At 61.3% G+C, this 13,598-nt stretch carries 11 protein-coding genes and 1 tRNA gene; 4 read left to right on the forward strand and 8 right to left on the reverse strand.

Annotation, left to right across the window (positions count from 1 at the left end):
- Positions 1 to 7: 7 nt before the first annotated feature.
- Positions 8 to 823: a bifunctional DNA-formamidopyrimidine glycosylase/DNA-(apurinic or apyrimidinic site) lyase gene (gene mutM / locus GYH29_RS20250; RefSeq protein ID WP_039755375.1), complete on the forward strand. Its 816-nt coding sequence runs from the start codon at positions 8 to 10 to the stop codon at positions 821 to 823.
- Positions 824 to 863: 40 nt separating this feature from the next.
- Positions 864 to 1,679, forward strand: a complete 816-nt coding sequence (locus tag GYH29_RS20255) for a lysophospholipid acyltransferase family protein (protein WP_039755374.1) — start codon at positions 864 to 866, stop codon at positions 1,677 to 1,679.
- A gap of 73 nt (positions 1,680 to 1,752) precedes the next feature.
- On the opposite strand, the gene GYH29_RS20260 is transcribed toward GYH29_RS20255, so the two are convergent.
- The 4 genes from GYH29_RS20260 to GYH29_RS20275 form a co-directional block, all read right to left on the reverse strand.
- Positions 1,753 to 2,907, reverse strand: a complete 1,155-nt coding sequence (locus tag GYH29_RS20260) for an SGNH/GDSL hydrolase family protein (protein ID WP_081575120.1) — start codon at positions 2,905 to 2,907, stop codon at positions 1,753 to 1,755.
- Positions 2,904 to 3,938 carry an SGNH/GDSL hydrolase family protein gene (locus GYH29_RS20265; protein WP_081575121.1) on the reverse strand — a complete coding sequence of 345 codons (1,035 nt, stop codon included), beginning with the start codon at positions 3,936 to 3,938 and terminating at the stop codon, positions 2,904 to 2,906. The genes GYH29_RS20260 and GYH29_RS20265 overlap by 4 nt, the downstream gene beginning before the upstream one ends.
- Positions 3,939 to 4,006: 68 nt before the next feature.
- Positions 4,007 to 5,407 (reverse strand): MBOAT family O-acyltransferase, encoded by a 1,401-nt coding sequence (locus GYH29_RS20270; protein WP_019102254.1) that lies wholly within the window; start codon positions 5,405 to 5,407, stop codon positions 4,007 to 4,009.
- A 105-nt stretch (positions 5,408 to 5,512) separates the two neighbouring features.
- Positions 5,513 to 6,334, reverse strand: coding sequence for a symmetrical bis(5'-nucleosyl)-tetraphosphatase (locus tag GYH29_RS20275; protein WP_019102253.1), 822 nt, complete (start codon positions 6,332 to 6,334; stop codon positions 5,513 to 5,515).
- Positions 6,335 to 6,463: 129 nt separating this feature from the next.
- On the opposite strand from GYH29_RS20275, the gene GYH29_RS20280 reads away from it, so the two are divergent.
- Positions 6,464 to 8,479: a UvrD-helicase domain-containing protein gene (locus GYH29_RS20280; RefSeq protein WP_043589886.1), complete on the forward strand. Its 2,016-nt coding sequence runs from the start codon at positions 6,464 to 6,466 to the stop codon at positions 8,477 to 8,479.
- A 372-nt stretch (positions 8,480 to 8,851) separates the two neighbouring features.
- Here GYH29_RS20280 and GYH29_RS20285 read toward each other — a convergent pair whose 3' ends face one another.
- Positions 8,852 to 9,595, reverse strand: coding sequence for a c-type cytochrome (locus GYH29_RS20285; RefSeq protein WP_161524293.1), 744 nt, complete (start codon positions 9,593 to 9,595; stop codon positions 8,852 to 8,854).
- Between the two features lie 137 nt (positions 9,596 to 9,732).
- Here GYH29_RS20285 and GYH29_RS20290 point away from each other — a divergent pair.
- Positions 9,733 to 9,809 (forward strand) — tRNA-Arg (locus GYH29_RS20290).
- 169 nt (positions 9,810 to 9,978) lie between these two features.
- On the opposite strand, the gene GYH29_RS20295 is transcribed toward GYH29_RS20290, so the two are convergent.
- The 3 genes from GYH29_RS20295 to GYH29_RS20305 form a co-directional block, all read right to left on the reverse strand.
- Entirely contained in the window at positions 9,979 to 11,841 is a 1,863-nt protein-coding gene (locus GYH29_RS20295) for an ABC transporter ATP-binding protein (RefSeq protein WP_081548495.1), read from the reverse strand.
- Positions 11,842 to 12,033: 192 nt separating this feature from the next.
- Entirely contained in the window at positions 12,034 to 12,225 is a 192-nt protein-coding gene (locus tag GYH29_RS20300) for a hypothetical protein (protein WP_019102249.1), read from the reverse strand.
- A gap of 378 nt (positions 12,226 to 12,603) precedes the next feature.
- On the reverse strand, positions 12,604 to 13,488 hold the full coding sequence (locus GYH29_RS20305; RefSeq protein WP_019102248.1) for an NUDIX hydrolase: 885 nt from the start codon (positions 13,486 to 13,488) through the stop codon (positions 12,604 to 12,606).
- Between the last annotated feature and the right edge of the window lie 110 nt (positions 13,489 to 13,598).

The following is a 13,598-nucleotide window of genomic DNA, read 5'->3' on the forward strand; positions in this document are numbered from 1 at the left end:
TCTACCCATGCCTGAACTGCCAGAAGTCGAAACCACCCGCCGCGGGATTCTGCCCCACCTCTTGAACGCCAAACTGGACGGCGCCGTGGTCCGCCACGCCGGCCTGCGTTGGCCGGTGCCGCCGGAGCTGCATGCCACCCTGCGCGGCCTGACGATACGTTCCGTCGACCGCCGCGCCAAATACCTGCTGCTGGGCACCGACGCCGGCACCCTGATCATCCATCTGGGCATGTCCGGCAGCCTGCGTTTCCTGCCTGCGGACACTCCACCGGAGAAACACGACCACGTCGACCTGCTGTTGGGCCCCAATGTGCTGCGCTACCGCGACCCGCGACGCTTCGGCGCGGTGCTGTGGCATGTCGGCGCCATCGAGCACCATCCCTTGTTGCAAGCGCTGGGGCCCGAGCCGCTGTCCGACGACTTTGACGGCGACACGCTGATCCGGGCCGCGCAACGCCGCGGCAGCGCAGTCAAGCTGATGCTGATGGACAACCACGTGGTGGTCGGGGTCGGCAACATCTACGCCAACGAGGCGCTGTTCCACGCCGGCATCCATCCAGCACGCGCAGCCAACACGGTGCGCGACGGCGAATACCGCCGGCTGGCCGAGGAAATCCGCAGCGTGCTGAACCGAGCCATCCAGGCCGGCGGCAGCACGCTGCGCGACTTCGTGCACAGCGACGGCAAGCCCGGCTATTTCCAGCAAACTTATATGGTGTACGGCCGGCAGGACCAGCCCTGCCGGCAATGCGGCACGCCGATCCGGCATTTGCGCCAGGGCCAACGCAGTTCCTACTATTGTCCGCTATGCCAGCCATGCTAGAGTTACGGCCTCAACCTTGCGCACCGAGCCTCAAAGCATCTTGAAGTCAACCGCCACAACCTCTTCGCTCACCCGGATAGGACGCGTCGCGCGCCTGTTCGGCCACTTGGCCATAGGAGTCTTCATCCTGGCCACCCGTTATTCTCGGCTGGCCCACGCCGAACGCGCCGTCGTTACCCGGCGCTGGGCCGCCCACGCGCTGAAAATTCTGGGCATCAGCGTGCGGATCAACGGCGTCAATCCCGGCTTTTACCCGCCCAACACCTTGCTGGTGGCCAACCACATTTCCTGGCTGGACATCTTCGTGCTCAATAGCTGCACGGTGTCCCGCTTCGTCGCCAAACGAGAGATTCGCTCCTGGCCGGTGCTGGGCTGGCTGGCGCACCTGGGCGGCACTCTGTTCATCGACCGCAGCAAGCGCAAGGACGCCAGCCGCGTCTACAAGGCGTTGGCGCATGCGATGGAGAACGGCGCATGCATGGCGGTGTTTCCCGAATCCACCACCTCCGACGGCCTGAATCTCTTGCCGTTCAAGGCCTCGTTGTTCGAAGCCGCCTTGCTGTCGCGCGGCACCGTGCAGCCAGTGGGCTTGCGCTATTACGGCGCGGACGGACAACAAACGCTGGAGCCCGCCTTTATCGGCGATCTGACTTTTCTGCAAAGCGTGCGCAAAGTGCTGGCGATGCCGGCGATGGAGGTGGAAGTCAGCTACGGCCAGCCGCTGAAAGCCTGGGAAAACGGACTGGAAACCCGCTTTGCGCTAGCCGAGCGGGCACAGCAGGAAGTGGCGCGCGCGCTGCGCCTGAGCCCGCCTCCGGCCGCGGAAGCGCCGCAGGAACCGGCTCGGCAACACTGAGCACCAGCTGCGAAACCTCGCCAATGCAAAAGCCCCCGTTCCGGGGGCTTTTCTCATCCAGCGCCGACTACGCTCACAGGCTGAGCCGCGCCATCAGGTTATCGAATAAATCATCGGCCAACTTGGCATAGCCTTGCTGCGAGAAGTGCACCATGTCCGGCCGCGCCAGCTGCTGCGCTTGCCAACGCTTCATGCTGCAAGGGCCGCCCATCGCCTGCTCCCAATCCCAATACAGCACATGGCTGTCGCGCGCGACTTTCTGTTGAATGCGCTTGACCGCGGCCAGTTGCAAGGGACGACCCGGCACGCACTCCTTGCTGGCCGCGCCCCGCTTGCGCGCGGCATCCTGCGCGCCCAGCATCAGGATAGCCGCCTGCGGCAGATCCCGGCGTATGGTGTTGATAGCCGCCTGCAGATTGAGCTGATACTCGATCAGGTCCAGACGATCGTCAAAGGCTTCGTTGACGCCGTAGGCCAAGATCACCAGATCGCTGCCGCGCTCCGCCAGCTGCGCGCTCCAGCTCTTGCCCCAGCGCTGCCAGATCGAAAGCTGAGCGCCGTTGCTGCCGATGCTGTCCAGCACCACGCCCGGCGCCAGCCGCTCCAGCTCTATCCCGCCCAGCTCCACCGCCGGCAGCGCGCCGGCACGCACCACGAAGGGGAAATACAGCTTCTGTTCCACCGTCTGCCAGCCTCTGCCCGGTTCTGGCGGATTCAACTTGCGGCTGCCGTGACCATCGTCCACGTCCAGCGCGCCGGCCCCATCCTGGGCCGCTCGTACGCGGAAACGCACCCGCCACAAGCCGTCCAGCGGATTACGCGGCAACAGGCTGATGGCAGCGCCCGGCCTCTGGGCTTGGGCAATATAGCCGCCCAGCGGGAAGTCCGGATCGCCGTCCTTGCGGCTATTGGTCAAGGCCCAACCCTCGCTGCGCTCGATCACCAGGGCGTGGCGCTGGCCGGGCACGGCCATCGGCGGCGTCCAGCCGATGCCGGCGTCGCCGAATTTGGCCTGGAAACGCTCGCGCAACGTGCCGGTCAGATAATCCGCCGCGGTGTGCGAATCCCCCAGTTGGGTGACTCGCACCGGTTGCACTGCTGTGGAGATCGCCTTCAACCGCGACGCCAGCCTCGGCAGGTTGATCTCGCCGAAATCCTGCACCGGCGCGGCCAACGCCGATGCCGCCACCAGCCAGCCGACCCATGCCGCGCTGATTCTCAACTTCATTCAAACCTCAATTCTGCCAACACGCGCCGCGCCAGCAATACCTGGCCCTGGCGAGTGAAATGAATGCCATCGGCGGTGCGTACCGCCACTTCGCCCTGATCGGGCAGCGTCATGAACTTGGTGAACGCCTCGTCCTCGCTCCCCAGGGCTTCGCGGGTGGACAAATAACGCTGGCCTGCGCCTTCAACTTCCTCCCGGAAAATGCCATTGATGTAATGCACCCCGCGATTGAGCTTGTCCTTGCCCATGTTCGGCGCGCCCAACCACAACAGTTGCGTCCGGTGCTTGCGAGCCGAAGCCAGGATGGCGCGGATGCGCTCGCGGTAGCGCTGCTCCCACTCCTCGGAGGCAAAGCGGATGTAGCGGCTGCCGCCCACCATGTCCCAAGTATCGTTGGCGCCCAAGAAAATCACCACGAGGCCGGTGTCCGGATTCGCCGCCAACTGTCGTTCTATCGTGTCCGGCCAATTGAAAAAGTCCGGATAGGTCAGCCCGGTGCTCTGCTTGCTGAGGTCCAGCGCCTTGATCTGGTGCAGCTTGAACAAGGGCCGCAGCAAATGCGGCGCCACCCCCTGCATCATGGAATCGCCAGCCAGCAACACCTTGCTCCCCGGCCGCAGCAAGATGCGGGGATCTTTGGCCGCCGCTTGCGGCGGCGGAGCCGACGGCGACGGCAATGGCTGCAGCGGGCCGCTGGGCACTACCGCCGTTGTCCGCGCCGCGGCGGGCTCCACCGGCGCAGCTTCCGGCGACAAAGCCGGTCGCAGGCAGCAGGCGTTGAAATAGGCGATCATCTCGTCGTCCCACCGATCCAGCCTGGTCAACAGCCCTCGGCTCTGATCCCGGAACTCCCGCCCCAGCTCCGCTCCTAGACGCCAGACGCTCAACTCGGACAAAGCCTCCAGCTGACTGGGGCGGTGAAAGGTCTGCCGCCAATAGGCGTTGATTGAGGTCTGCTCAATCCAGCACAACAGCAACATGCTGCTGCCGAGGATGGCCAGGGCCTGACGGATGGCGGAACGGGCGATCATTTGACGCTTGCCTCAATGCGGTAAGAAACGAAAAGCGCGAGAGCGGAGATGCCATCGCGCCGGCACGGCTAAAACTGGTAATAAATAAAGCCAGGAATGCCCGGCGGCGACACCACGATGATCAGCAAGGCGCAGCCGGCCAGCAAGCTGGGCTTGCCCCACCACGGCAGGCGACCCAATTGGGCGATGCCGCGTTCGCAAGCCGCCCCCAGATAGGGCAGCGCGGCAAACGCCGCGGCGCTCAGCGCCAGGAAGCCCGGCGCGTTCAGCGTCAGTTCCTGATCGGTGCCGGTCATGGCTTCCAAGAAACTCCAGGCGTCTTCCAGCGACGCGGCGCGGAAAAACACCCAGGCCAGACAAACGTAATGGAAGGTCAGCAGACGCGCCAGCCAGGTCAGCCGCCGCGACACAGCCTCCTTGCCAAGCAGCTTGTCTCCCAGATTCAAACCCACCACGCCCAAACCGTGCATGCCGCCCCACGCCAGGTATTTCAGGCTGGCGCCGTGCCACAGGCCGGACAACACCATGGCAAGCAGTAAATTGAGCTGGGCGCGGGCAAAGCCCAGCCGGTTGCCGCCCAAGGGAATATAAATGTAATCGCGAATCCAGCTGGACAGCGACATATGCCAGCGCCGCCAGAAATCGCGTAGATTGTGAGCCAGATACGGCGCGTCGAAATTGCGCGGCAACTGGATGCCCAGCAGCAGCGCCAAGGCGGTGACCAGATCGGTATAGCCGGAGAAATCCAGATAGATCTGGAAGGCGTAGGCGTAGAACGCCGCCCAGACCTCCAGCGCGTGGTAGGTTTCCGGCGCGCTGAACACCGGGTCCACCCAGGCGCTGGCCAGCCAGCCGGCCAGCCACAGTTTTTTGGCCAGGGCCAGCACGATCAGTCCCAACGCGCGGTCCAGTTGCAAGATGTGGCGGCGTTCGCCGCTGCGCAACTGCTCCAGCAGCCCGGTGGCCCGGCAGATAGGCCCGGCCAACAAAGTGGGGAAGAAAGCCAGGAACAGCCCCAGTTCCCTGGCCCGGGCGAAACGCAACTCGCCGCGGTACAAGGACACCAGATAACTGACCGATTGAAAAGTGTAAAAGGAGATGCCCACCGGCATCAGGAAATCCACCGCCGGCAATATCGCCGCAATACCCAGCGCATGCAAAGCCGCTTGCGCGCTTTCACGGAAGAAGTCGAAGTATTTGAATACCGCCAGATTGCCCACCGCCATCAGCAGCCCCATGCGCAACCAGCGCTTGGGTCGGACGGAATCAAGCATCCACGACGATATCAGGGTCAATAACAGGGTATAAACGGCCAGAATCAGCGCAAAACGCCAATCTAGCTTGGCATAAAAGGCGTAACTGCCCAATAACAGCAAACCATTCTGCCAATCCGTGCGCTTGCGGCACAGCCAATACAGGGCGAAAAAGGCGAGGAATGCCAGTGCGAACTCAATCGAAAGGTAACTCATACAAATAAAAAACGGCTCTGGCAAGAGCCGAGATTATGACAGCCATAGGGCCCGGCTGACTATGGCTTGCCAATATTTTATTTACAGCGCCGCCGCCAATATTCTTTACGCGGTTATTTCGCGATATGCGGAACACGGCAAGGAAAATAAAGCTTGGTCGCCCAAACGCATCGCGGTCAGGCTGCCGCCCCACAAACAACCGGAGTCGATAGCCACCACATCGTCGGTGATATGCACGCCCAGCGCAGACCAATGGCCGCAGATAATGGGCATCTCGCCTTGCCAGCGTCCCGGCGCCTCGAACCAGGGCGTCAGGCCGGCCGGCGCGTTCTCCAGCTCGCCCTTATAATTAAGATCGATCTCTCCGTCGCGGTTCAAGAAACGCATCCGGGTCATCGCGTTGACGATCACGCGCAAACGGTCCGAGCCGCGCAGCTCCTCGCTCCAGCGCGTTGGCCGGTTGCCGTACAAGCGCGACAGGAATTCACGATGCCTGGGGCCTGACAGCCCGGCTTCCACTTCCTCCGCCAGATCCAGCGCGCGATCTATGCTCCACTCCGGCAGCAACCCAGCGTGCACCATCGCGTAGCCCTGGCCGGCTATCATCATTGGCTGGCAGCGCAACCAGTCCAGCAGGACCTTGCCATCGGCGGCGTTGAGGATGTCCAGCACCGTATCGCTGCGGTGCAGTTTGCCGAAGCCCTCGGACACCGCCAGCAAGTGCAGGTCATGATTGCCCAACACGATCTCGACATGATCCTGATGCTGGAACACCCAGCGCAGTACTTCCAGCGACTGCGGCCCGCGATTGACCAAATCTCCCGTCAACCACAAAGTATCCTTGCCGGGATTGAAATCGATTTGCCGCAGCAACTGCTGAAACGGCTGGAAACACCCTTGAATGTCGCCAATAGCGTAGATGGCCATATGCACCCCATAAGTGGCGGATCGATCTGAGATGTCATCCGCGGATAGCGCCATGATACCGCATGCTACAATGCACTGGCTGAGTTACCGATTTACTGCGCCCTGCCGGGCCCCTTCCCCCATACCGCCATGTCCGCTCCCTTGCTCAATCCGCCGCAACGCGCGGCGATCCAGTATCTTGACGGCCCCTTGCTGGTGCTTGCCGGCGCAGGTTCCGGCAAAACCCGAGTCATCACCTTCAAGATTTCGCACCTGATCCGCGAAGGCGGCATCAATGCGCGCAATATCGCCGCCATCACCTTCACCAACAAGGCCGCGCGCGAGATGCTGGAACGGGTGGGCAAGCTGATGACGCCGGCGGAAATCCGCGGCATCACCGTATCCACTTTCCACTCTCTGGGCATGCAAATGCTGCGCCAGGAAGCGCCGCACCTGGGCTATAAACCGCAATTCTCCATTCTCGACGCCTTTGACGCCGGCAAGATCATCTCCGACATTCTGAAAACCACCTCAAAGGATGAGGTGCGCAAGGTGCAGAGCCAGATCTCGCTATGGAAGAACGATCTGAAAACACCGGACCAGATGCTGCTGGAGGCTCAGGGCGAATGGGAAAGCATCTGCGCCACCACGTATGTGGCCTATCAAGACACTTTAAGCGCCTACCAGGCGATGGACTTCGACGACCTGATCCGCCTGCCGGTGCAACTGTTCCAGAGTAATGAAGAAGTGCTGCAGAAGTGGCAGAACAAGCTGCGCTACCTGCTGATAGACGAATACCAGGACACCAACACCTGCCAATACCAGCTGGTCAAGCTGCTGACCGGCCTGCGCGGCATGTTCACCGCGGTGGGCGACGACGACCAGTCCATCTACGCTTGGCGCGGCGCCAATATGGAAAACCTGAGGCTGCTGCAAAGCGACTTCCCCAAGCTCAAGGTCATCAAGCTGGAGCAGAACTACCGCTCCACCGCCCGGATCCTGCGCGCGGCCAACTCGGTGATCTCCAACAACCCCAAGCTGTTCGAGAAACAACTGTGGAGCGAACTGGGCCTGGGCGAACCCATCCACGTGGTTCAGTGCAAGGACGAAGAGCACGAAGCTGAGACCGTGGTGCAAAGGCTGCTGGCGCATAAATTCGAATACCGCACCGAGTTCAAGGACTACGCCATCCTCTATCGCGGCAACTACCAGGCGCGCATCTTCGAACAAGCCTTGCGCAACCAACGCATTCCTTACCAGATGGCCGGCGGCCAGAGTTTTTTCGACAAGCCGGAAATCAAAGACATGCTGGCTTATATGCGCTTGATCGCCAATCCCAACGACGACCCGGCCTTCATCCGCGCGCTGACCACGCCCAAGCGCGGCGTAGGCGCCACCACGCTGGAACGTCTGGGCGCCTGGGCCGGCGAACGCGGCAAGAGCCTGTTCGCCTGCGCCCATGAAGAGGGTTTCCGCCTGCAAGTACAAAAAGCCCAACTCGAGCCGTTGGAACAGTTCTGCGACTTCATCGCCAATCTGCAATACCGCGCCACCCGCGAGGATGGCGGCCCACTGGCGATGGAAATGATGCAGGCGATAGGCTACGAGGCCTGGCTTTACGATAGCGAGGACAGCCCGCGCATCGCCGAAACCAAGTGGAAAAACATCCTGGAAATGGTGAGCTGGCTTAGCCGCAAAGGCGAGGACAGCGGCAAGAATCTGGTGGAGCTGACCCAGACCATCGCTCTGATCACCATGCTGGAAGGCCGCGAGGAAGGCGAGGTAGACGCGGTGAAAATGTCCACGCTGCACGCGTCCAAGGGCCTGGAATACCCTTACGTGTTCCTGGTAGGCACCGAGGAAGGCATCCTGCCCCACAGCGAATCGGTGGACAACGGCATGGTGGAGGAAGAGCGCCGGCTGATGTACGTCGGCATCACCCGCGCGCAGCGCATGCTGACGCTCACCTATTGCGTCAAGCGCAAACGCGCCGGTGAATGGCAGTTTGTCGAGCCGTCGCGCTTTATCTCCGAGATCAACGGCGATGATCTGCGCCACTTCGGCAAACCCGGCGCCGAACCCATCGTCAGCAAAACCGAGGGCAAATCGCGGTTGGCCAGCCTCAGCGCCATGCTGGCCAACAAGGAGAAACCGGCGGATTCATGAAGGCGCCGGCGACGCAGGCGAGAACTTGCTTCCGCGCCGACGGTCTATACCGGCCACCAAAAAGAAAATGGCGCCAGCGGCGCCATATGAAGAATGAGGAACATCTCTGGGTGAAGCGAAAGTGGAAGCCCACTGAATCCCCACACCAAGCCGCGAAGCGCCTGACGCTTCACGACCTAAACAGATGAAGCCATCATGCACTATGCGCCTCCGAAGGGCACCTGTCCCTTCTTACAGCGGGGTTTTGTTGACATAGCACATTGCCATTTCATCCGGTAGAAATTTCCCAAAAAACATAGAAATCCTCGCTTTTAGGCGATAAAAAACGCCTTGCGGTATTGCAAGGCGTTTTTTGCTGCGCTGATCAGCCGATTATTTGGAATTATTCACCATGTACTCGACAGCGGAGCGGAACTCGGCGTCGCTGCCGGTGTAACCGCCTTTGGCCGGCATCGCGTTCAAGCCCTTGATGCCGATCTTGACCACTTCGTCCAGGCCCGGCTTCAGACGCACGGCCCAGGCCGCCTTGTCGCCTAACTTAGGCGCGCCGGCGATGCCTGCCGCGTGGCAGGCCATGCACACGCTGTCGTAGATCTTCTTGCCCACCACGGCCGGATCGGCCGCCGCGGCCGCGCCGCCTGCGCCGCCCACCGGCGGCTCAGTGAACTTTCCACCCGCGGAGTTGCCCATATAGGCTACCGCGCGCTTCACTTCATCATCGCTCAAGTCGGTTGCGCCGCCCTTGGCCGGCATCGCGTTGAAGCCCTGCAGCGCGTGCTGGGTCAGCATGTCCCAGCCTTTGGCGATGCGCGAGCCCCAAGCAGCGGTGTCGCCAAACTTGGGGGCGCCGGCAAGGCCGGTGCCGTGACAGGAGATACAGATGCCTTTATATACCTGTTCGCCAGTGCGCATTCCCGGAGGCGCGTCGCTGGCCTTGGCTTCACCGACCGGTTTCAGGCGAGACGCGACGGCCTCCTTGGTCATTACTTCGGCATCCACGTTGTAACCGCTGGTGGCCAGCTTGGCCAGAAGCCAAATTGCCACCACAAGAAAGACAACGACGCCAACCAGCACTTTGATGACCTGGCCGGGAGCCATTCCGTTCTCATTACTCATTACGAGCCTCGCCTGGAATTAATGACATTTAAAATAGGATAATTATACGGTAAGCCTGAAGGCAAGGCAAAACCATACACTGGACTCGGGTAAGGAAGTTGCGCTATGATGCGGGCCTGCCTCAAAGCAAGCACAGCGCACCCGTAGCTCAGTTGGATAGAGTGTCAGTTTCCGAAGCTGAAGGTCACAGGTTCGATCCCTGTCGGGTGCGCCACAACTCCTCGAAGTTTTCTGTTTTTCCCGCTTTTCCTCATTATTTCCCACGCTTAACGTCAAAACCATGTTTTCGTCGAAACACGTCCTGCGCGGTCATGCTGCTCTAGCGTCGCCGCAATGAAAAAGCGGGCCGCTCACGCGTCCCGCTTCGCTCCATTCGTCTAGCCTCAGGCCAACGTGGCCACCGGCTCGGCGGCATCGTCGTCCTCTTCGCCGAGAAAGCCTCCGCTCTGGTGCGCCCACAGCCTCGAATACAACCCGCCCTTGGCCAACAGGCTGCGGTGATCGCCCTCTTCCACGATGCGTCCCTTGTCCAGCACGATCAGCCGGTCCATCGCCGCGATGGTGGACAAGCGGTGAGCGATAGCCACCACGGTTTTGCCTTCCATCAGCCGGTACAAGCTGCGCTGGATCGCCGCTTCCACTTCCGAATCCAGCGCGCTGGTGGCCTCATCCAGCAACAGGATGGGCGCATCCTTCAACATCACCCTGGCGATGGCGATGCGCTGGCGCTGCCCGCCGGACAGCTTGACCCCCCGCTCTCCTACATGGGCATCGTAAGCGCTGCGACCTTTCGGATCGGTCAAGGTCAGGATGAAGTCATGCGCCTCGGCTCGGCGCGCGGCCGCCTCCATCTCGGCGTCGCCGGCGTCCGGCCTGCCGTAGAGCAGGTTGTCGCGCACAGAGCGGTGCAACAAGGAAGTATCCTGCGTCACCATCCCCACCTGGGCGCGCAGGCTGTCTTGCGTCACATGAGCGATGTCCTGGCCATCAATCAAAATGCGGCCGCCGTCCAAATCATAGAAACGCAACAGCAAGTTGACGATGGTGGACTTGCCCGCGCCCGAACGGCCGACCAGGCCGATCTTCTCGCCCGGGCGTATCGTTAGCGACAATTGCTCGATCACGGTCTTGCTGCCGCCGTAACTGAAGTCCACTTGGTCGAAGCGGATTTCTCCCTGCTTCACTTCCAAGGGCTTGGCGTCGGCCCGGTCATTGATCGACACCGGCCGCGACAAGGTGGCGATGCCGTCCTGCACCGTGCCCACTTGCTCGAACAGCGAAGCCATCTCCCACATGATCCAGTGCGAAATGCCGTTTAACCTCAAGGCCATCGCGGTGGCCGCCGCCACCGCGCCGACGCCGACTTCGCCCATGCTCCACAGCCACAAGGTCGCGCCGGCGGTACTGGCGATCAGCAACATGCTCAGGCTGTGGTTGATGATTTCGAAGCCGCTGATCAAACGCATCTGACGATAGGCCGTGGCCAGGAATTCCTGCATCGCGCCGCGGGCGAAGCCGGCCTCCCGCTGGGCGTGCGAGAACAGCTTCACCGTGGCGATATTGGTATAGGCGTCGGTGATGCGGCCGGTCATCAGGCTGCGCGCGTCTGCCTGCGCGGTGGCGGCCAGACCCAGGCGCGGCACAAAGAAATACAGCGTGGCCACGTACAAGGCCAGCCAGGCCAGGAAGGGCCACAGCAAACGGCTGTCGAAACTGCCGACCACGGCGATCATGGTGACAAAGTAAATCACCACGAACACCAGAATGTCGGCGACGATCATCACTGTTTCGCGCACCGCGATCGCGGTTTGCATCACCTTGGCGGATACCCTGCCAGCGAACTCGTCTTGATAAAAGTTCATGCTCTGCCGCAGCAGGTGGCGATGGAAATTCCAGCGCAGCAGCATCGGAAAATTGGCGGAAATGCCCTGATACTTGATCAAGGCCTGCAGGGCGATCAGCAACGGGCTCGCCAGCAGAATGCCCGCCAGCAGCAGCAGATTATGGCGCTGCGTGTCCCACAACAGCGCGGGCTTGACCAAGCTTAGCCAGTCCACGACGGAACCGAGCATGGAGAACAGCAAAGCCTCAAAGGCGCCGATGCCGGCGGTCAACAGAATGACGGCCGCAATCAGGCCGCGCAAGCCGCGGGTGCAGAACCACAAAAATGGGAAAAAGCCCTTGGGGGGTTGGGCGGGAGACGTGTCGGGATACGGATTGATCCGCTTTTCGAACCAGTTGAACAAAGATCGCTCCAGTGCAGAGGCCGCCGCTTGGGCCGCGCCTGCTTTGGGTTTAATAGGAAGTAGGACAATAGCCAAGGGCTGGAAATCACGCAATGGAAAATTAGCGTCGACCACGCCCCCATTTGTCATATTCAGCCAATGAACACGAACGTAGTTTATTTGTCGTCAACTACATTGGCTAAAACGCGACAGTCAGCAAAACTCCTCAAGCTTTTCCGTCTTGCGGCTGCGCAGGTCCACCACTCTGTGAATCTCGATGCGCAGTTGGCCGCGGTAGACGTTCCACATCACCAGCGCGGCCCGCCGCGCCTGCTCCTGGCTGGGATGCAGCGGCCCGCTGTCGTCGACGCCGAACTGCTCCGAGATCAGTTTCAAACGATACATCCCCCTTGAGTCCCCCAAGGCCGCGGCGGCTTCCATCGCCGCCGACAAAAAGTGAGAAATTCGCCATGCCGCCGTTTCGTTAATCCTGCCAAAATGAATCCAATGGCATAAATCAATACAAGCCAAGCGCCGTTTCGTAGATGACGGCGTGTGGTGGCTCGGTGTTTGGCGTGGGAAAACGGCGCGGGCCTTTAGCCCATGGCATTTATTGACGGCTTTTGCCGCTCTTGTGAATGATTCTACCCATTACTAGCAGTATCAGGCAAAGATTCCTGAATTAATTCACGCAGTTGTAACATAAACCAAGGGGAGTTATTCCAATGCCGCGCCCGGCCAGGCGGAACCGCCGCTGAGGCGGCCCGGCGCTTTCGAAACCGGCTAGTGAGCCAGTGCGTGCACGTCGTGCAGCTGCGGACGGCGGATGCGCGCCAAGGCGGCGTCTATCGTCGGGGTGTGCTCTCCCCAATAGCCGTGGCGCGCCAGGCAGTCGGTAGCCACCAGCGCCGCATCTATCATGAAACGCTCTTCCAGCAGCAAGCGCTCGACTTCGGCAAACGGCGTCAGGATGTGCTCGGCCACCTCGCCGTCCTGATTACAGGGGATTTCGCCGGACTCCAACCACAGGTCGAAGGCGTAAATCCATTCGCGATGCAGGCCTCGCTGCACAGGACGCTCGGCCAGCAGCAAGCTGGATTGCGGCAAGCCGAGCACCTGCTCGCGGCGCACGCCGGCTTCCTCCCAGCCCTCGCGCTCCAGAGCCAGTTCAATGGTCTCTCCGGCGGCCACCCCGCCGCCAACCAGATTGTCCATGCGATTGGGGTCCACCGCCTTGTGCGGGCTGCGGCGCCCCACCCACATCCGCACTTCGCCGGACGGCAGCCGGGTCAGCCCGTTCAGGTGCACGGCGCGGCTGGTCAGGCCCAGCGGGCGGAAGGCGGCCCGCTCCAGCTCAAAATACGGGGATCCATCGTGACGGAAGGCGGTGAAGTTTTCATTGCGCCAGCCATTGAGCCAGCCTGCCTGTTGCCAGCGCCGCGCCGCTTGGGCCAGCGCATGGCTGATGCTGCGGTAACTACCGTCGAGACGGCAATGCAGTTTCTGGTATTGCTCCTCGAACAGCTGGGATTCGCTGTTCAGCAAACGTTCCTTCCACGCCGCGTTGACCCAACCCAAGCGCTCCTTGCCGATATACAAGGGCGTGAACTGCTGACGATCAAAACGGGTGATCTTGTCGAGATAGGCCAGAACCGCATCCACTTGCATTGCCGACTCCGCTGCGATGTGTTTCGGGAAGGCTGCATCTTAGGATGCTTCTTCGGCTTTGACTATATCTGGCGTAACAGCCGGCAAATAAACAGATTATTTTGCGGTAG

Origin of the sequence: Chromobacterium haemolyticum (genome assembly GCF_009936155.1) — a bacterium.
Taxonomy (GTDB): Bacteria; Pseudomonadota; Gammaproteobacteria; order Burkholderiales; family Chromobacteriaceae; genus Chromobacterium; species Chromobacterium haemolyticum.

Excerpts from the sequence above, each read along its gene's own strand:
- GYH29_RS20280 (WP_043589886.1), top strand. The coding sequence starts at position 6,464 with ATGTCCGCTCCCTTGCTCAATCCGCCGCAACGCGCGGCGATCCAGTAT.
- GYH29_RS20300 (WP_019102249.1), bottom strand. The coding sequence starts at position 12,225 with ATGTATCGTTTGAAACTGATCTCGGAGCAGTTCGGCGTCGACGACAGC.
- GYH29_RS20305 (WP_019102248.1), bottom strand. The coding sequence starts at position 13,488 with ATGCAAGTGGATGCGGTTCTGGCCTATCTCGACAAGATCACCCGTTTT.
- GYH29_RS20285 (WP_161524293.1), bottom strand. The coding sequence starts at position 9,595 with ATGAGTAATGAGAACGGAATGGCTCCCGGCCAGGTCATCAAAGTGCTG.
- GYH29_RS20265 (WP_081575121.1), bottom strand. The coding sequence starts at position 3,938 with ATGATCGCCCGTTCCGCCATCCGTCAGGCCCTGGCCATCCTCGGCAGC.
- GYH29_RS20275 (WP_019102253.1), bottom strand. The coding sequence starts at position 6,334 with ATGGCCATCTACGCTATTGGCGACATTCAAGGGTGTTTCCAGCCGTTT.
- GYH29_RS20260 (WP_081575120.1), bottom strand. The coding sequence starts at position 2,907 with ATGAAGTTGAGAATCAGCGCGGCATGGGTCGGCTGGCTGGTGGCGGCA.
- mutM (WP_039755375.1), top strand. The coding sequence starts at position 8 with ATGCCTGAACTGCCAGAAGTCGAAACCACCCGCCGCGGGATTCTGCCC.
- GYH29_RS20270 (WP_019102254.1), bottom strand. The coding sequence starts at position 5,407 with ATGAGTTACCTTTCGATTGAGTTCGCACTGGCATTCCTCGCCTTTTTC.